The organism is Streptomyces sp. NPDC005774, from assembly GCF_042871645.1.
GTDB classification, from domain to species: domain Bacteria; phylum Actinomycetota; class Actinomycetes; order Streptomycetales; family Streptomycetaceae; genus Streptomyces; species Streptomyces pratens.
In genome coordinates this window covers 137,706-152,761 of sequence record NZ_JBIAIV010000004.1, presented here as the reverse complement: position 1 = coordinate 152,761, position 15,056 = coordinate 137,706, and the positions used below count along the sequence as shown (strand labels likewise).

The following is a 15,056-nucleotide window of genomic DNA, read 5'->3' as shown; positions in this document are numbered from 1 at the left end:
AGGTGGCCGGTGGACAGCCGAACAGGACTCCCGCCTGCGCCGCCTCTTCGGTGCCGAAAACGGCGAACAACCCGACCCGATGGCCCGGTTCCGCAGCCTGGCGCCCGGACTCGGCATCGCCACCCGGCAGACGGCCTGGACCAGGGACGTCCCGCTCGCCACCCATCTCGCGAATCTGGCCGGCTACTCCGACTTCCTCGGTCTCGGCGAGGACGCCACCCGCACGTTTCTGGCCGCGGAGCGCGACCTCCTGGCCGAGGTCTTCCCCGACGGCACGGTCGAGGAGTGCTACGTGGTCAGCCTGGCCGTCGCCGTCCGTTGACGCCACAGCGCTCCGGCAAGCTGACCTTTCACTGCCGGATTCCGGAAGCCACCGGGTGGGCTGTCTGCCGTGTCCGGCAGATGAGAGGCCCTCTTCCGGACGGTCATGATGATCACCGGGGGGCGGCCCTGGCATTTCTGGGCCCGCGGGACACAGGAGAGTGAGGTACGGATGCCCTGGACCGTGACCGAGGTGTTGGAAACGGCCGTGTACGTGCTCGTGGCGGGCGCGGGGCTGGGCTGCGCCTGGCTGGGATGGCGGGCCTTGCGACGGCCGCACCGGCCACCCCAGCAGTTGCAGGGACCCGTGTGGGTGGTCCGTGCCTGGGGACTCGGCTACGTGCTGCTGGGGATCCTCTTCGCCCTGAAGTCGGTGATCATGATGGTCGGCGGGGACCACGGCTGGGTGACGGACCTGCTCACCTGGGCTGCCGGGCCGCTCGTGGTCGGCTCGATCCTGGCAGCAAGCGTGTACCGGGCACGGGAGCGCCGTCGGGCTCGCGTCGTGGCCGAGAGGCCGCGGAAGTGAGCCGGTTCGTCCCCTGGCGCGAGGCGGTGCTCGTGGTCACCGTCTGCTGGGCGACCGGCGGTCTGGGATACGTGGTCCTCACCCTCCTCGACGAGCCGCACCTGTCCACCGCTCCCCTGATCGGCATAGGGCTTGTCCAATGGTCCTTCACACGCCACCGCTGCTGGCCGGCCGCACTCGCGGCGGTCCTGGCGGGAACTGCCGTGCTGTTCGGGCTCGTAGACGCCCTGCGTCCGCGCCTGGACAGCCCTCTCGCCGAGACGCTGGCCACGGGGGTCGCGGCCTCGGTCGCGGTGGCCGTCTTCACCCTGGTGGGTCGCCGGGGAGCACGCCGGCGCGACGCCACATGCCAGGAACAGTCCGGTGCCGCAGGGCAGGGACTCCCGTGACTTCAGGAACGATCGCTACCGGCCGACCGCGGAGCCGTGTGCCGCCTCGTCCCGGAGTCCCGCACAGGCGTGGAACGCGCCCTGCGCGCCCAGGCGGCGGACGCGCGGGCATAAAGCCCGCAGGTGTCAGAGGGGCGCCCGGTACGACTCGTACCGGGCGCCCTTGCGCGTGGGCGTGCAGGCCGCATCCGGGTGGGCTGTGTGCCGGGCAACGGCCGCCCGGACGAACGGGAGCCGGTGGTGCTGCCGGCTCGGCCAGGGTGAGACCCCAGGAGTCGCCCTCACCGAACGCGCCTCGAAGTCTCCTTGGTCTGCCCGCTCTTGGCGAAGAACACGGCCGAGCACAGCCCGGCACGGCCGTCCTGTCGGTCAGGTGCCCCGAGGGTCTTCGGCGAGAGGGCGGCCGACGATCTGCCGGAGACGGTCGACGTAGTCGGCGAACGCTTGACGGCCCTGAGGGCTCAGCTTGAGCCAGGTGCGAGGACGCTTGCCGACGTAGCCCTTGCGGATCTCGACGTAACCGGCCGCCTCCAGAGCGGCGGAGTGCTTGGACAGCACCGAGTCACTGATCTCCAGGCTGTCGCGGACGAAGGCGAATTCGGCCTCGGTCGCTGCGGCCAGGAGGGACATGATCTGGAGCCGGGTGGGCGCGTGGATCACGGGGTCGAGGTTCACCGGACCACCTCTCGCGCCGCGTGGGCCCGCACCCGGTTCTCGACCCAGCGGGTGGTGGCCGCCGTGTAGAGGGCCGTGACGGCACCGGCGACTGCCTTCTGCCAGATGACGGAGTCGGTGGCTGAGCCTGCGACGGCCAGAGCAATCACCGAGACGCCGGAGCACGAGATGATCCACAAGGCCGGCCGTACGCCCGCGTTGACAGTCCAGGTGCCCGGCCTCCATATGACGCGCACCCGTGCGGCCAGCGCCCCGGACATGGCGCCCAGGCCCGCGACGTTCGCCACGAGGAACACGAACCACGCAATGCCGTCCAGCTCTGCGGCGATCACGGCCGCGGTGACCAGAATGACCACACTCGGCATGTACAAGAGCGGAAGCCGCTGTTCACCGTACTCCTTCTGCTGAACCCGCCTGATCTCGGAGAGAGCGTCGGCGGGATTCGGCGTCACGCCCATGCAGCGCACCTGCTTCCTCGTGAAGTACTTGACGTAGCGGAAAGTATTCAAGCTCTTTCCGTTACGTCAAACACTTTCCAGAAGGGTGAGGGATGCGGCGCCGGCGCACGACACCGTCAGCCAGGCCGCAGCAGCCGGCGCCGGGACCATCCCCGCGGGGGTGGCCCCCCTCGGGAGCGTCCCGGCCAGCGCACTCGTCCTGCTCCCCGCACCAGCGGGGATCGAATTTCAAGGGGCGCCCCGCATCATGTCAAGCGCCCTCGGCGCTCCTTGAGCACGTCGATGAAAGCGGCGAAGGCGGGGGTGGGGGCCGAGAAAGAGATGCAGGAGAGGCTCTTCGAGTCACGGATGGCTATGTGGCCGCCCAAGTCCGCGATCTCCACGCAGTCATTGCCATCGCCACCACCTGAGTAGGAAGACTTGCGCCATTGCGTAGGGGCGGTCATCGGATACCTCACAGCTCCTTGGCCAGCTGATGAATAAGGTCACGCGACAACTCCGGTGCGCGTACCCCATCCTTCACCCTAGGACCGTGTGTTGCATGGTCCAAGTGCTCGGCTCCGGAAGTTCTTCAAGGGGTGACGCGACGGTGGGTTGCGCGGCCCGAGGCGCTCGGGTGTGCAGACCACTGCAGGGTTGCGATCACTACGGTCTCAGCGGGGTAGTCCCAGCTCACCCGCACGCAGCCCGGCCTGGAAACGGGATTTGGCCTCCAGTTCGGCCATCAGTTCGGCCACGCGCCGCCGGTAGGTGCGGAGCGAAAGGCCGAGCTGTTTGGCCGCCGATTCGTCGGTAAGTCCCGAACCGAGGGCTCTGAGGATCACGCGGCCGTCAGCATCGAGATGGGGGATGTTCTTCCGCAGATAGGTGTCGGGATCGACGGCGGTGTCCCAGACCGCCTGGAACAGCGAGTGGACGCCGTCGACCAGAATCTGCGACGTCGTCACGGTGTATTCGCGGCCTGTAGAGGTCTCTGCGCCGGCGAGGATCATCACCCGCCGGTCGATGACGATGGTCTCGTGCGGCAGCCGCGAGCCGCTGATCCGGACGAGAGCCCCCTGGTCCTGCACCAGCCGCAGATGCACGCGGGCCTCCTCGTCGGCGAGCGCGACCGGGCTGAGCAGCTTGCGGGGAATGAAGTCCGGGGAGCGCGCAGCGCGCATCCGGTTGTGGATCGCGGCCCTGGCCTGGGGCTGCGAGAAGGTCTTGAGGTCTCGGGCGGCGCACAGGAACTCGGTCTGCGCGGACTCGAAGAGATGGCCGGCGCGCACGATCAACTCTGTGTCCCCTCGGACGGAGAACACCTGCTCGTTCCGCATACCTCAAGTCTGGCAGCAAACTGCCACAAGCTCGCGGGGCGTCGTGGCGGTGAACACCATGAGTCTTATGGCGATCAAGACGTTCTCCCTCGGCGGAGACCTGACCATCAACCGGCTCGGCTTCGGCGCGATGCGTCTGGCGGCAGGCACTTTTGACGGCCCGCCGCGAGACCCTGGCAACGGCCTTGCGGTGCTCCGGCGCGCCGTGGAGCTGGGTGTGAACCACATCGACACGGCCGGCTTCTACCGCCGGGGTGCGGTGCGGGCCAACGAGCTGATCCGTAGGGCGCTGTCCCCGTACCGTGACGATCTGGTGATCGCGACGAAGGTCGGGCCACTGCCCACGCCAGAGGGTGTGCCGAGCGGGCAGGCGACGGCTGATCAGCTACGCGGCTTGATCGAGGCAGATTTGCGTTCTCTTGGGCTGGACCGGCTCGACCTGGTCTACCTGCGGGTGGGTGGGATGACCGGGCTGGGTGGCGAGTCGGTCGCCGAACGGTTCACGGTACTGGCTGAGCTTCGCGCGGAGGGGATGATCCGGCACCTGGGCGTCAGTAACGTCGACGCCGTCCAGTTCGCCGAGGCCCGGGAGATCGCGCCTGTCGCGGCGGTGCAGAACCGGTACACCGGCGACATGGGGCTGCTGGCAGCATGCGAGGAAGCGAGTATCGCGTACGTGCCGTACTTCCCGCTCGGCGGTGGCGTCAGTCCGCTGGACGCCGAACGGCTCGCCAGGGTCGCAGCTGACCTGGGCGCGACCACCACACAGGTGCACCTCGCCTCGCTGCTGGCGACATCGCCGTCGCTGCTGGCGATTCCGGGCACCGGTTCGCTCGGTCACCTGGAGGAGAACCTCGCGGCGAACGACCTCAGCCTCAGCGAGGAGGACCTGTCCGACCTGCGAGGCTAACGGGGTAGATCCGGGCAGAGGTCGGCTTGTCCACCAAACCCGTTGCCGCTGCCGCCCGTTCCAGGGGCCCCCGCGTCACACCGGGTGCCCCTGGGACTTCTTCAACTCATCGATGAAAACCGCGAACGCGGCGGCGGGCACGGTCAGGATGCCGCGGGCAGGGTTTTTCGAGTCGCGGATGGCTATGCGGGAGTGGCGGGGGGCGACTTCGACGCAGGCGTCACCCTGCCCACCGCCGGAGAAGGACGACTTCCGCCAGGCGTCGGGGGACATCATTTCCTCATAGCTCCTTCGCCAGTCCGTGAATGAAGTCACGCGTCCGTTCGGCGTCGAGTGACACCGCCTCCACCCTACGGAAGAGCTTTCGATAGCGCGCCAGTTGGGCTTCGTCATCGATGAGCGCAGGACCATTGGGACCGTCACGAACGACGGTGTCCAACTCAGGAACGGCTCCACCCGCGTACACCATGGCGCTCCCCGCTCCTCCGAAGTCGTCCAGGTCGAAGGGGATGACGCGCACGGTGACATGGTCAGCATCGGAGATACTCAGGACGCGAGCGAGTTGCCTCCGCGCCGCCACTCGGTCACCGACCCTTATCCGCAGTGCACCCTCATGGATGACGGCCGCGTACGGAATCGGGTCAGCCCGGTCGATGATGACCCTGCGCTGCATCCGGTGCTCCACCCAGCGCTCCACCTCGCCCTTCGGAAACTCGGGGTTCACGTAGGAGAAGAGTGCGCGAGAGTAGTCCTCAGTCTGCAGAAGCCCCGGGATGTGCAGGAAGTCCACGTCCCACCGGAAGCCGGCATGGTGCTCCAGCTCCGCGAGATCCAGGAAGGCGTTGGGCAGTGAACCCCGATACTCCTCCCACCAGCCTCTCTTTCGCTCGGTCGCCATGACCACCAGCGCCGCGATCAACGCCTCGTCATCACAGGCGTAGTGGGCGGCGAGGCGCCGCAGGCGCTCCTCACTCACTCCCGCGATACCGGACTCGATCTGACTCATCTGCACGGAGTTCACTCCGAGCAGGCTCGCCACCTCGGTGGCCTTCAGTCCGGCGGCTTCACGCAGCTTCCGCAGCTCGGCCCCCAAGCGTGCCTGGCGCGCCGTGGGCTGCCGTCTGGGCGGCATGTCGTTCCCCTTTCAACGGCCGCACGGGAGCGACACGTTCGGGGGCAGGTTACTCGACAGGCTTGCCGTGTCATAAATTTATGACCTACTTTCGGTGATGCAGCAAACACGTTACGCACTCGACGTCACGGAAGTGCACCGCTCCGCCATGCCGGAACGCGAGCGGCATCGACACCGCGACCCGAGAGAGCGCCCCACCCCAACCAACCTTCACCCCAGAGGAGTTCGCATGTCCGAAACCGACCCATGGGAGTACTCCCTCTCCATCCCGAACGACCCCAGAGCCGTCACCGTCTGCCGTCGCACCCTGCGTCTGATCCTCACGGTGCACGGCCTGATCGGGCAGGTCGACGTCGCGGAACTGCTCGCGACGGAGTTGATCGGCAACGCCGTGCGGCACACCAAGGGGCCCGCCGCGTTGCGGGTGCGCTGCTCGGCGTCGGGGGTTCTGCGGATCGGGGCGTGGGACGCGGACCCGTCCCCGCCCGAGCCGCCGCAGCCCTTCACACCGGCGCTGGACCGGGAGGACGGAAGGGGTCTCGCCCTGGTGCGGGCCTGTGCCGATGTCTGGGGCTGGCAGCCGCTCTCGCGTGAGGGCAGTCAAGGCAAGTACGTATGGTGCGAGCTGGTGCCGTGACCGCACAGGTTCGCCGGGTTGCCGGTTGGGACGGGTGGCCCGGTGCGCTCTCGCCGCGGTAAGGGCACGATCATCAGCCCGGTCGCGGCGGAAGCCGATCTCCTCCTATGACCGCGGTGTGCTGTCCGAGCGCCACGTGGTGAGACGAGGGTGCCCCGGCAGTTCGGCGCGGCCGGTGGCCCACAACAGGGTGAGCCAGGGATCCGCACCGCCCGGAGCCTCTGGAAACAGGCGGGCGAGCACCCGCGAGCAGAGAGCGGAGGGCGGGGTCCAGGCAAGCCCGAAGCCTTCCGCCACATCGTGCATGTGCACCAGCGTTTCCTGCACCCCCAACGCCGCGAAGCCTTCGGGGTCCGACACCCCGGCGGCGTGGTGGGCGCGGACCCGGGGCGACGCCGTACGCACCATGGCGACCAGCAGCGCACCGCACGCCTCCAGCACCTGCACCAGGCCGGCCGGGCCCGCATCACGCTCCGCGTAGGCGAAGACCATGGGCCCGTCCGGCCTCTTCCGGCTCAACGCGAAAGGCACATGGGTGTCCAGCGGCGGGCTCTGCGGCCCCAGCTGCACGGCGTAGTAGAACAGGTCGTTGGCGATGTGCTCGACGGTCTCCCAGCAGTCCCACTCCAGCGAACCGGCCTTACCGCCCCACCCCTCCGGGGGTGCGTCCCGGAGGATGTTCACGGCGAGCCGCACGGCAAGGTCGACGTCGTCCGCGGTGACGGGAGACAAGACTGATCCGGTTTCGACTGATCGAGACATGACAGCACCGTATCGCGGGAGACGAGGGCGACCCCTTCCAGCTGGTGCGTTGTCCGTGAGGGTGCGCCGGTTGGGGTGATCAGGCTGCTTGGGTGCGTGGGGCGACCCCAGCGGATGCCCTTCTCTCTGCGGATGCGGGCGCGCTCTCGGCGCTGAGCGGCGAGGACGTCGGGGTGGCGGGCGTTCTTGTTGCGCCGGCGCAGGTAGGCGTGCGGGGCTCGGGGCCGGACGGTGTGGTTGGGGTGGTGGGAGTCGGCGAGGGTGGACTGCCACAGGGGCCGAAGTGGGCTTCGACGGGGTCGGCCCAGGGTCGCGTAGGTCGGGGTGAAGCACAGCTCGGCCTTGTTCTTGGCTGCCCACCGTTTCATCCGCCAGTTCGTGTGGGCGGAAGGGTTGTCGAGGATCACGTAGATCGGGGCGCCGTCCGGACGGGCCGCCCGGATCGTTCGCATGGCCGCCCAGGTGTGGTCGATGCCCTTGCTTCTGTGGTTGACGCCCCACATCTGGTCGTCCCCGACGGAGTGGCTGCCGTGGAAGCAGGTGATCCCGTGGGTGCGGCGGAACGTCGCCGGCAGCCGGGCGGGGCGGCCTCGCTCGGCCCAGCAGGAGCCGGCGGTCGGGCGGATGCCCAGCGGCCCGAACTCGTCGAAGGCGAACGTGCGGCCGGGCCGCTCGTTGATCACGTACTCGATGCGGGCGGGCTTGGCGTCGAAGTCCGCGTCCGGGGACTCCTTCCAGGTTTTCGTGCGCTGGAAGGAGATCCCGCGGCGGGCCGGTAAGCAGCGCAGGGCCTCCCGACCGGTCCGGACGGGCCGGGCTATGTTCCCGCGCGGGTGATCGGCGAGCTTGCGGATCGACCAGCGGGGGAAGGGCTTGCCGAGCCGTGTCGGTCGGGTGGCGGCCCTCCGGACGACGAAGTCCTCGTCGTCGCGGTTGAGCAGGCGGGGAGAACTCAGATCTGGTTCAGGCCGCCGTCGACGTACAGGCTCGAACCGGTGATGAAGCTGCTCTGCCCGGAGGCGAGGAAGGCCACGGCGGCGGCGATCTCCTCCGGGCGCCCGAGCCGGCCCAGCGGTACCTGCGCCGCCAGGTTCTGCCTGAGGCCGGCGGCCTGCTCCGGGTCGGGGGCGAGCCCCGACAGGCCGGGGGTGTCGGTCGGGCCGGGTGTGACGGTGTTGACCCGGATGCCACGTCCCTTGAGTTCGTTGGCCCAGGTCCGGGCGAACGACCGGGTGGCGGCCTTGGCCGCCGCGTACACGCCGAACGCCTCCGCGCCGACGTCCACGTTGGTGGAGCCGTTCAGGATCACCGAGGCGCCGTCGTTGAGCAGGGGGAGCGCCTTCTGGACGGTGAACAGCGTGCCCCGGGCGTTGATGCCGAAGAGGGTGTCGAAGTGCTCCTCGGTGACCTGCTCGAGCGTCATGAACTCGGCGACGGAGGCGTTCGCGAACAGGACGTCCAGGCCCTGTCCCCGGCTGCGGATCGTCTCGTAGAGGCGGTCCAGGTCGGCCAGGTCCGAGATGTCGCCGACCACCGGGGTGGCCGCCGAACCGATCGCTTCGGCGGCCGCGTCGAGTTCGGTCTTGCGCCGGCCGGTGATGAAGACGTGTGCGCCCTCGGCCGCCAGCCGTACCGCACTGGCCAGGCCGATTCCGCTGCCGCCGCCGGTGACGAGAGCGGTCTTGCCTTCGAGTAGCCCCATGGAACAGCCTCCTTCGACTTCTGCATCGGTCGATGCAGAAGTCGAACGGTAGCACTTCTGCATCGACCGATACGGAAGAGGTAGGCTGCGGGGGTGGCAACCAAACAGAGCGGCCCCATCGGCCGGCCGCGGGGATTCGACGCCGACGAGGCTCTTGAGCGCGCCATGCTGGTCTTCTGGGAGCACGGCTACGAAGGGGCCAGCCTGTCCGCCCTGACCGGGGCGATGGGCATCTCCGCCACCAGCATGTACGCGGCCTTCGGCAACAAGGAGGAGCTGTTCCGCAAGGCCCTGGAGCGCTACACCGAGGGCCCTGGCGGATACCTGGCCCGGGCCCTCGACGAGCCGACCGCCCTCGGCACCGCCACCGCGATCCTGGGCGGCACCGTCCGGACCACCACCCGCCCGGCCCGTCCTCAAGGGTGCCTGGGCGTCCAGGGGGCCCTGGCGACCAGCGATCCCGGGCGCGGCGTCCGCGACCTCCTCGCCGCTTGGCGCAACAACGGGTGTTGCAGTGTGCGGGAGCGGTTCCAGCGGGCCGTCGACGACGGCGACCTGCCTCCCGAAACCGATCCGGGGCTACTGGCCCGCTACGTCACCACCCTGGCATTCGGCATCGCTGTGCAGGCCGCGAGCGGTGTGGCCCGCGACGAACTCCAGGAGATGGCCGACGCCGCTCTGCGCAACTGGCCGCCCGTCTGAGACCGTTCCGGTACGCGCGGAAGTGCCGCACGTACCCGGCGACGCGCACCAGGACGACGCAGCCGACGGCCGCCCCAGCCACCATCCCGCCACCGTCGCGCGGCCCGTCCCGACGGCCTCACGCGGCGCAGCCCCCACCGTCGCCCGGCCCGTCCCGACGGCCTCCCGCGGCACACCCCCTGCCATCGACGGCCACCTCGGCTCGCCCGTACCGGTACGAGGCGGAGGGGCCGCGCGGATCCGGCGGACGGCGGGTGCCGTGGACGCTCCACGGTCCACCGCCCCGCCGCTACTCGCAGGGGGCCGCCACCGACGGACGGCAGTCCGTCGCCTCACGATGCCGCGGAACGCTCCGCTCGGGCTCCCCTCGCTCAAATGCCTTCCGTCGAGGCGCGGGTGCGAGCTGACCCGCCATCGTCGCCCCGAACGCCAGTGCCATGCCGACCAGTTGCCACGGCGTCAGTGTCTCGCCGAGCACCGCCCAGCCGACGACGGCCGCGGTGAGCGGGGAGAGCGGGCCCAGGAAGGTGACCTGGGTGGCGGTGAGGCGGCCGATGCCGCGGAACCAGAGCCAGTACGCGACCGCCGTGTTCACCAGGGCGAGGTAGAGGTAGCCACCGACCGCCGGGGCGTCAAGGGCGGGAGGGGCGCCCTCGATCAACAGGGCGAGCGGGGCGATGAGCAGACCGCCCGCGGTCAGTTGCCAGCCGGTGAGCGCGAGCGGGCCGACGCCCTCGGGGCGGCCCCACCGCTGGGTGAGCACGGTGCCGGTGGACATGGAGGCGATGGAGGCGAGCGCCGCGAGCACACCGAGCGGATCCAGTGCCCCGGCCGCCTTCAGGACGACCAGGCTCACGCCGCCCGCGGCCACGGTCCCGGCGAGCAGGGTGCGCCCCGTCGGCCGTTGCCCCAGCAGCAGCACCGAGAGGCCGACCACGCACAGCGGTGCGATCGAACCGACGGCCGCGGCCGTCCCGCCGGGCAGGCGGTACGCGGAGAGGAACAGGAGGGGGAAGAACGCCCCGATGTTCAGTGCGCCGAGCACGCTCGCCTTCCACCACCAGGCGCCGCGCGGCAGCACCCGGGCGAGCGCGAGCAGGAGCAGTCCGGCGGGCAGGGCCCGTATCAGGCCGGTGAACAGGGGGCGGTCGGCGGGGAGGAACTCGGTGGTGACGGCGTAGGTGGTGCCCCAGGAGACGGGGGCGAGGGCGGTGAGCGCGATCAGGGTGGCGCGGTTCGGGGCCATGGGGCGCACCTCTTCCCGGGACGGCTTCGAGTAGGCAGATACTAGCTTAGCACTAAGCAACTTTCCAGCAAGCTACTTTCTTGCGGGCGACCGGGAGGGAGGCGGATACTCCTGCCCATGAGTGCACGCCCCGAGCAGCGCAAGGACCCCGTCGACACGATCGTCGAGCAGTGGGCCCGGGAGCGGCCGGACCTCGACACGGTCGCGATGGAGGTCTTCGGCCGCATCACCCGGCTCTCGCGCGCCATGGGCGACCGGCTGGAGAGGGCGTACGCCAAGTACGGCATCTCGCGCGGGGAGTTCGACGTCCTCGCGACCCTGCGCCGCTCCGGCGAGCCCTACGCCCTGTCCCCGCGTCAGCTCTCGGCCACGCTGATGCTCACCACCGGCGGGATGACGGGCCGCCTCGACAAACTGGAGCGGGCGGGACTGCTGCGCCGCTCCCCCGACCCGCACGACCGCCGGGGACTCCAGGTCACGCTCACCGACCAGGGCCTGCGCCTGGCCGACGAAGCGGTCGGCGCGGGCCTCGCCCTCCAGACGGAGGCCCTGTCCGCCCTGGACGGGGAGCGGGCGGGACAACTGGCCGACCTGCTGAGGGACTTGCTGCTCGCCACCGAGAAGTAGCGGATCGGCCGACGCCCTGGGGGCGGCGGGAACGCCGAACGCCGGGCCGCCCCCGCGCTCCCGGGCGGGGCACCCTCCCCCGCCCGGCGCCCGGCGACAACCCGGCGGCCCGGCGATCCGGCGCCTATGCCCTACCAGCGGTTGCGGTGCACGACCTCCGCGACCGGGCGGCGGCTCACCGGGCCGAAGTTGCCGCGCGGCCAGCCCACCGGGATGGCCGCGAAGGTGTTCATGTCCTCGGGAATGCCGAGGGCCGCCTTCCACTCCTCCTCCAGCATCAGGTGCCAGATGGTGATGTTGGCGGCCAGGCCCAGGGCCCGCGCGGCGAGCAGCAGGTTCTGCACGCCCGGGTAGACGCAGGAGCCCTCCGCGAGGGCGGAGAAGCGCTCCTGGATCCGTCCCATGCGCGCCGTCGCCTCGGGGCCGAGCGCCTCGGCGTACTTCCGCACGCCCTCCTCCTCCATCCTCGGCTCCGGGAACCGGTAACAGGGGATGATCAGCGCCGGGGTCTCGGCGAAGTGGTCGCGCTGGTACTCGATGGCGGCGACCATGCGCCCGTACGCGGCCTCGTCCATGCCGGCGGGGGCGTACTTGCCGGTCGTGGCGAGGTACGCGTCCACGCACCGCTTCCACAGCGGCGCGAGTTCGGCCATGACCTCGGGGTCGGTGACGACGACGTACTCGTAGCGCTGCATGTTGCCGCCGCTGGGGCCCCAGACGGCCGCCTGTGTCAGCCGGTCCAGGAGCTCTTCGGGCACCGGGTCGGGCTTCAGGCGCCGCATGGCCCGCATGGTGGACATGGTCGCGAAGAGGGCCGGTTCGGTGGCGTCGCCGGCCGGTACCTCGGGCAGGGTGGCTTGAGTGTTCATGGACGGAGTCTAGGAACAGCGTCCTCCACCCTGAACACCCGGTCGTGCACGCGTCGTTGCGACGCTCGGTGTCGTTACCGCGCCGGGAGTCCCTGACGCCCCTTCAGCCCGTCGATGAAGGCGGTGAAGGTGGTGAAAGGGGTGAAAGCGGGGGGCAGGGACGGAAAGGGGGCGCCGCCTACGGCGTGCCGGGAAGCCGGACCGTGACGAGGAGACCGCCGGCGGGGCGGGGGACGAGGTCGAGGGTCCCGTCGTGGGCGCGGACGATGCTGTGCACGATGGCGAGGCCGAGGCCGACGCCGGCGTGCTCGTCGGTGCGTGCGCGTTCCGTTCCGCGCTGGAAGGGCTCGGTGAGGGTCGGCACCAGTTCCGGCGGGAGCGGACGACCCGTGTTCTCGACCCGCACCACGCTCGCGTCGCCCTGCGCCTCGGTGTGGACCGTCATGGTGCCGCCGGCGGGGAGGTTGTGGACGATGGCGTTCTGGACGAGGTTCGTCACCATCCGCAGCAGGAGCTCCGCGGAGCCGCTGGTCCGTGTCGCCCCGCCGGTGATGTCGAGTGTGATCCCACGCTGTTCGGCGAGGGGGAGCAGGGTTTCGGCGGCCTCTTCGACGACGAGGGAGAGGTCGACGCTCTCGCGGATGAAGTTCCCGCGGTCGCTGCGGCCGAGCAGCAGGAGGGCCTCGGTGAGGTCGATCGCGCGCGTATTGACGGCCTGCAGGCGTTCGAGGAGTTCGTCCCGGTCCCGCGTGGGGTCCCGGCGGGCGACGTCGAGCATCGTCTGCGAGATGGCCAGCGGGGTGCGCAGTTCGTGGGAGGCGTTCGCGGCGAACCTCTGCTGCTCGGCGACGTGCGACTCGAGTTGTTCGAGCATGGTGTCGAACGCGTCGGCGAGTTCGCGGAATTCGTCCTGGCGGCCTTCCATGCGGATGCGGTGGGCCAGCGATCCGTTTCCGGCCGTCCGTGCCGCGGCCGTGATCCGTGTGAGCGGTGCGAGCATCCGGCCGGCGAGGATCCATCCCCCGACGAGGCCGAACCCGAGCAGGAAGACCATCGCCACGGCCGCGGCGGGGGCGAAGGTGCGCACAAGGAGGTAGCGGTTGGGCGCGATCCCGAGAAGGCCCTTGGTGTTGTCGGGGACGTAGCGCAGCAGGAACACCCACACCACGGCCAGCAGGAGAGCGCCGGCGACGGCGAGGAACCCGGCGTAGCTGAGGGTGAGTTTCAGTCGGACGCTGAGCCCTGGGCGTCTACGCATGCGTACTGCCGGGGCGGGTGGTGTCGGGGCCGGTGTCGATGCGGTAGCCGACACCCGGCACCGTGGCGATGATCCATGGTTCGCCGAGCCGTTTGCGCAGTGCGGAGACGGTGATGCGGACGGCGTTGGTGAAGGGGTCGGCGTTCTCGTCCCAGGCCCGCTCCAGCAGCTCTTCGGCGCTGACGACCCCGCCCTCGGCGGTGACGAGGACTTCCAGCACGGCGAACTGTTTGCGGGTGAGCGCGACGTAGCGTCCGTCGCGGAAGACCTCCCGGCGGAAGGGGTCGAGGCGCAGGCCCGCGATCTCGCGGACCGGGGGCCGGGCGTACGCGCGTCTGCGGTCGAGCGCCCTCAGCCGCAGGACGAGCTCCCGCAGTTCGAACGGCTTGGTGAGGTAGTCGTCGGCACCGAGCTCGAACCCGGACGCCTTGTCGTCGATCCGGTCGGCGGCGGTGAGCATGAGGATCGGGATGCCGCTGCCGGAGGCGACGATGCGCCGGGCGACCTCGTCGCCGGAGGGGCCGGGGATGTCGCGGTCGAGGACCGCGAGGTCGTAGGAGTTGACGCTGAGCAGTTCCAGGGCGGAGTCGCCGTCGCCGGCGATGTCGGCGGCGATCGCTTCCAGCCGGAGACCGTCACGGACGGCTTCGGCCAGGTAGGGCTCGTCCTCCACGATCAGTACGCGCATGTCCGAAGCCTAAGCAGCACACATGTCGCCGACGTACGCAAAGGCGTGTGCAAAGACGTGTGCACACCGGACACGCGGCTCAGCCCGCCGGTGCCGGTGCCGGTGCCTCCGCGGGGCGAGGCCGGTCCGACGGCGCTTCCGCCGTGGTGCGCCACCAGCGGCGCGACGCCAGCGCGGCCAGCACGGCGCCGGCGGCGTTGACCAGTACGTCGTCCACGGAGGACACCCGGTCCAGCCGCAGGACGTACTGTGCGGTTTCGACCAGGACCGAGCAGCCCGCCCCGAGCACCAGGATCCGCGGCAAGGACGCCGACGCCGCGAACCGCATCGGGGCGAAGAATCCCAGCGCCGCGAAGATCAGCAGGTTGCCGGCGATCCCGAGCGGCCCCATCGTGAGCAGGTCCCGCAGCGGTACCAGGCTCACCCGGCCGGGAACGGTACCGGCCCCGGCGCCCGGCATCATGGTCATCCACAGGAACGGCACCGTCCCGTGGACCATGCCCACCTCGGCCAGCGACATCCGCCACGCCGCTGTGACGCCGGCGGCACGCCGACGGCGCGCCAGAGCCCACACCACCAGCGCGGCCAACGGCAGCGTGACCAACGTCATGAGCACCACGCCGTTGAACGTGTCGAAGCAGCCGTGCCACCGTCCGGCCATGCACATCGGAGCGGCCATCATGAGCGGCCGCCGCACGACGAACGCGGCGCTCGCCACGCCGAGGATCGCCAGGCCGAGAAGCACGATCCCGCGCGTGCGGCGGGGCGGTGCCGACAGGGATGCGTTGTGGTTCATGCCCTCATTGGAGACGGAGGGCCGTTGCGGTGGCGT

General features: G+C 70.2%; 20 protein-coding genes and 1 pseudogene. 7 read left to right on the top strand and 14 right to left on the bottom strand.

Annotation, left to right across the window (positions count from 1 at the left end; genetic code table 11):
* Positions 1–79: 79 nt before the first annotated feature.
* The 3 genes from ACFYQA_RS06040 (at position 80) to ACFYQA_RS06030 (ending at position 1,239) form a co-directional block, all read left to right on the top strand.
* Complete coding sequence (locus tag ACFYQA_RS06040) at positions 80–322, top strand: hypothetical protein (protein ID WP_388912172.1); 243 nt, start codon at positions 80–82, stop codon at positions 320–322.
* A 171-nt stretch (positions 323–493) separates the two neighbouring features.
* Positions 494–850 carry a hypothetical protein gene (locus ACFYQA_RS06035; RefSeq protein ID WP_388912169.1) on the top strand — a complete coding sequence of 119 codons (357 nt, stop codon included), beginning with the start codon at positions 494–496 and terminating at the stop codon, positions 848–850.
* Positions 847–1,239 (top strand): hypothetical protein, encoded by a 393-nt coding sequence (locus ACFYQA_RS06030; protein WP_388912166.1) that lies wholly within the window; start codon positions 847–849, stop codon positions 1,237–1,239. Before ACFYQA_RS06035 ends, ACFYQA_RS06030 begins: the two co-directional genes overlap by 4 nt.
* 369 nt (positions 1,240–1,608) lie before the next feature.
* Here ACFYQA_RS06030 and ACFYQA_RS06025 read toward each other — a convergent pair whose 3' ends face one another.
* The 4 genes from ACFYQA_RS06025 to ACFYQA_RS06010 form a co-directional block, all read right to left on the bottom strand.
* Positions 1,609–1,914, bottom strand: coding sequence for a winged helix-turn-helix domain-containing protein (locus tag ACFYQA_RS06025; protein ID WP_388912163.1), 306 nt, complete (start codon positions 1,912–1,914; stop codon positions 1,609–1,611).
* Positions 1,911–2,423 carry a hypothetical protein gene (locus ACFYQA_RS06020; protein ID WP_388912160.1) on the bottom strand — a complete coding sequence of 171 codons (513 nt, stop codon included), beginning with the start codon at positions 2,421–2,423 and terminating at the stop codon, positions 1,911–1,913. The genes ACFYQA_RS06025 and ACFYQA_RS06020 overlap by 4 nt, the downstream gene beginning before the upstream one ends.
* Before the next feature lie 194 nt (positions 2,424–2,617).
* Positions 2,618–2,818 carry a DUF397 domain-containing protein gene (locus ACFYQA_RS06015; protein WP_388912157.1) on the bottom strand — a complete coding sequence of 67 codons (201 nt, stop codon included), beginning with the start codon at positions 2,816–2,818 and terminating at the stop codon, positions 2,618–2,620.
* A gap of 207 nt (positions 2,819–3,025) precedes the next feature.
* Positions 3,026–3,691, bottom strand: a complete 666-nt coding sequence (locus tag ACFYQA_RS06010) for a DNA-binding response regulator (protein ID WP_388912154.1) — start codon at positions 3,689–3,691, stop codon at positions 3,026–3,028.
* Between the two features lie 67 nt (positions 3,692–3,758).
* Between ACFYQA_RS06010 and ACFYQA_RS06005 the strand changes: the two genes are divergently transcribed.
* Positions 3,759–4,601, top strand: a complete 843-nt coding sequence (locus tag ACFYQA_RS06005; protein ID WP_388912151.1) for an oxidoreductase — start codon at positions 3,759–3,761, stop codon at positions 4,599–4,601.
* A 75-nt stretch (positions 4,602–4,676) separates the two neighbouring features.
* Here ACFYQA_RS06005 and ACFYQA_RS06000 read toward each other — a convergent pair whose 3' ends face one another.
* Together ACFYQA_RS06000 and ACFYQA_RS05995 are read right to left on the bottom strand one after the other, a co-directional pair.
* The gene (locus tag ACFYQA_RS06000; RefSeq protein ID WP_388912148.1) at positions 4,677–4,877 is read right to left on the bottom strand and encodes a DUF397 domain-containing protein; all 201 of its coding nucleotides are present in this window, start codon (positions 4,875–4,877) and stop codon (positions 4,677–4,679) included.
* A 4-nt stretch (positions 4,878–4,881) separates the two neighbouring features.
* Positions 4,882–5,733, bottom strand: coding sequence for a helix-turn-helix domain-containing protein (locus tag ACFYQA_RS05995; protein WP_388912145.1), 852 nt, complete (start codon positions 5,731–5,733; stop codon positions 4,882–4,884).
* Positions 5,734–5,962: 229 nt separating this feature from the next.
* Here ACFYQA_RS05995 and ACFYQA_RS05990 point away from each other — a divergent pair, with 229 nt between their 5' ends.
* Positions 5,963–6,370, top strand: coding sequence for an ATP-binding protein (locus ACFYQA_RS05990; RefSeq protein ID WP_388912142.1), 408 nt, complete (start codon positions 5,963–5,965; stop codon positions 6,368–6,370).
* Between the two features lie 105 nt (positions 6,371–6,475).
* On the opposite strand, the gene ACFYQA_RS05985 is transcribed toward ACFYQA_RS05990, so the two are convergent.
* The 3 genes and pseudogenes from ACFYQA_RS05985 to ACFYQA_RS05975 form a co-directional block, all read right to left on the bottom strand.
* Complete coding sequence (locus ACFYQA_RS05985) at positions 6,476–7,132, bottom strand: hypothetical protein (RefSeq protein ID WP_388912139.1); 657 nt, start codon at positions 7,130–7,132, stop codon at positions 6,476–6,478.
* A 104-nt stretch (positions 7,133–7,236) separates the two neighbouring features.
* Positions 7,237–8,079 (bottom strand): annotated as a pseudogene (locus ACFYQA_RS05980) (transposase); the annotation flags it as partial.
* 5 nt (positions 8,080–8,084) lie between these two features.
* Positions 8,085–8,834 (bottom strand): SDR family oxidoreductase, encoded by a 750-nt coding sequence (locus ACFYQA_RS05975; RefSeq protein WP_388912136.1) that lies wholly within the window; start codon positions 8,832–8,834, stop codon positions 8,085–8,087.
* A gap of 93 nt (positions 8,835–8,927) precedes the next feature.
* Between ACFYQA_RS05975 and ACFYQA_RS05970 the strand changes: the two genes are divergently transcribed.
* A complete protein-coding gene (locus tag ACFYQA_RS05970; RefSeq protein WP_388912133.1) occupies positions 8,928–9,536 on the top strand; it encodes a TetR/AcrR family transcriptional regulator in 609 nt (202 codons plus the stop codon).
* 289 nt (positions 9,537–9,825) lie between these two features.
* On the opposite strand, the gene ACFYQA_RS05965 is transcribed toward ACFYQA_RS05970, so the two are convergent.
* Positions 9,826–10,782 (bottom strand): EamA family transporter, encoded by a 957-nt coding sequence (locus ACFYQA_RS05965; protein ID WP_388912130.1) that lies wholly within the window; start codon positions 10,780–10,782, stop codon positions 9,826–9,828.
* Between the two features lie 117 nt (positions 10,783–10,899).
* On the opposite strand from ACFYQA_RS05965, the gene ACFYQA_RS05960 reads away from it, so the two are divergent.
* On the top strand, positions 10,900–11,409 hold the full coding sequence (locus tag ACFYQA_RS05960) for a MarR family winged helix-turn-helix transcriptional regulator (protein WP_388912127.1): 510 nt from the start codon (positions 10,900–10,902) through the stop codon (positions 11,407–11,409).
* A 131-nt stretch (positions 11,410–11,540) separates the two neighbouring features.
* On the opposite strand, the gene ACFYQA_RS05955 is transcribed toward ACFYQA_RS05960, so the two are convergent.
* The 4 genes from ACFYQA_RS05955 to ACFYQA_RS05940 all read right to left on the bottom strand — a co-directional run bounded on the left by ACFYQA_RS05955 (position 11,541) and on the right by ACFYQA_RS05940 (position 15,020).
* The gene (locus ACFYQA_RS05955; protein ID WP_388912124.1) at positions 11,541–12,278 is read right to left on the bottom strand and encodes a nitroreductase family protein; all 738 of its coding nucleotides are present in this window, start codon (positions 12,276–12,278) and stop codon (positions 11,541–11,543) included.
* A gap of 178 nt (positions 12,279–12,456) precedes the next feature.
* Entirely contained in the window at positions 12,457–13,536 is a 1,080-nt protein-coding gene (locus ACFYQA_RS05950) for a sensor histidine kinase (RefSeq protein WP_388912121.1), read from the bottom strand.
* Positions 13,529–14,224 carry a response regulator transcription factor gene (locus ACFYQA_RS05945; protein WP_388912118.1) on the bottom strand — a complete coding sequence of 232 codons (696 nt, stop codon included), beginning with the start codon at positions 14,222–14,224 and terminating at the stop codon, positions 13,529–13,531. The genes ACFYQA_RS05950 and ACFYQA_RS05945 overlap by 8 nt, the downstream gene beginning before the upstream one ends.
* 79 nt (positions 14,225–14,303) lie before the next feature.
* The gene (locus ACFYQA_RS05940; RefSeq protein ID WP_388912115.1) at positions 14,304–15,020 is read right to left on the bottom strand and encodes a VanZ family protein; all 717 of its coding nucleotides are present in this window, start codon (positions 15,018–15,020) and stop codon (positions 14,304–14,306) included.
* Between the last annotated feature and the right edge of the window lie 36 nt (positions 15,021–15,056).

Coding starts and splice junctions, on each gene's coding strand:
- ACFYQA_RS05990 (WP_388912142.1), top strand. CDS start 5,963: ATGTCCGAAACCGACCCATGGGAGTACTCCCTCTCCATCCCGAACGAC.
- ACFYQA_RS05995 (WP_388912145.1), bottom strand. CDS start 5,733: ATGCCGCCCAGACGGCAGCCCACGGCGCGCCAGGCACGCTTGGGGGCC.
- ACFYQA_RS05975 (WP_388912136.1), bottom strand. CDS start 8,834: ATGGGGCTACTCGAAGGCAAGACCGCTCTCGTCACCGGCGGCGGCAGC.
- ACFYQA_RS05940 (WP_388912115.1), bottom strand. CDS start 15,020: ATGAACCACAACGCATCCCTGTCGGCACCGCCCCGCCGCACGCGCGGG.
- ACFYQA_RS06035 (WP_388912169.1), top strand. CDS start 494: ATGCCCTGGACCGTGACCGAGGTGTTGGAAACGGCCGTGTACGTGCTC.
- ACFYQA_RS05955 (WP_388912124.1), bottom strand. CDS start 12,278: ATGAACACTCAAGCCACCCTGCCCGAGGTACCGGCCGGCGACGCCACC.
- ACFYQA_RS05960 (WP_388912127.1), top strand. CDS start 10,900: ATGAGTGCACGCCCCGAGCAGCGCAAGGACCCCGTCGACACGATCGTC.
- ACFYQA_RS05950 (WP_388912121.1), bottom strand. CDS start 13,536: ATGCGTAGACGCCCAGGGCTCAGCGTCCGACTGAAACTCACCCTCAGC.
- ACFYQA_RS05985 (WP_388912139.1), bottom strand. CDS start 7,132: ATGTCTCGATCAGTCGAAACCGGATCAGTCTTGTCTCCCGTCACCGCG.
- ACFYQA_RS06000 (WP_388912148.1), bottom strand. CDS start 4,877: ATGATGTCCCCCGACGCCTGGCGGAAGTCGTCCTTCTCCGGCGGTGGG.
- ACFYQA_RS06005 (WP_388912151.1), top strand. CDS start 3,759: ATGGCGATCAAGACGTTCTCCCTCGGCGGAGACCTGACCATCAACCGG.
- ACFYQA_RS05945 (WP_388912118.1), bottom strand. CDS start 14,224: ATGCGCGTACTGATCGTGGAGGACGAGCCCTACCTGGCCGAAGCCGTC.
- ACFYQA_RS06010 (WP_388912154.1), bottom strand. CDS start 3,691: ATGCGGAACGAGCAGGTGTTCTCCGTCCGAGGGGACACAGAGTTGATC.
- ACFYQA_RS05965 (WP_388912130.1), bottom strand. CDS start 10,782: ATGGCCCCGAACCGCGCCACCCTGATCGCGCTCACCGCCCTCGCCCCC.
- ACFYQA_RS06015 (WP_388912157.1), bottom strand. CDS start 2,818: ATGACCGCCCCTACGCAATGGCGCAAGTCTTCCTACTCAGGTGGTGGC.
- ACFYQA_RS06040 (WP_388912172.1), top strand. CDS start 80: ATGGCCCGGTTCCGCAGCCTGGCGCCCGGACTCGGCATCGCCACCCGG.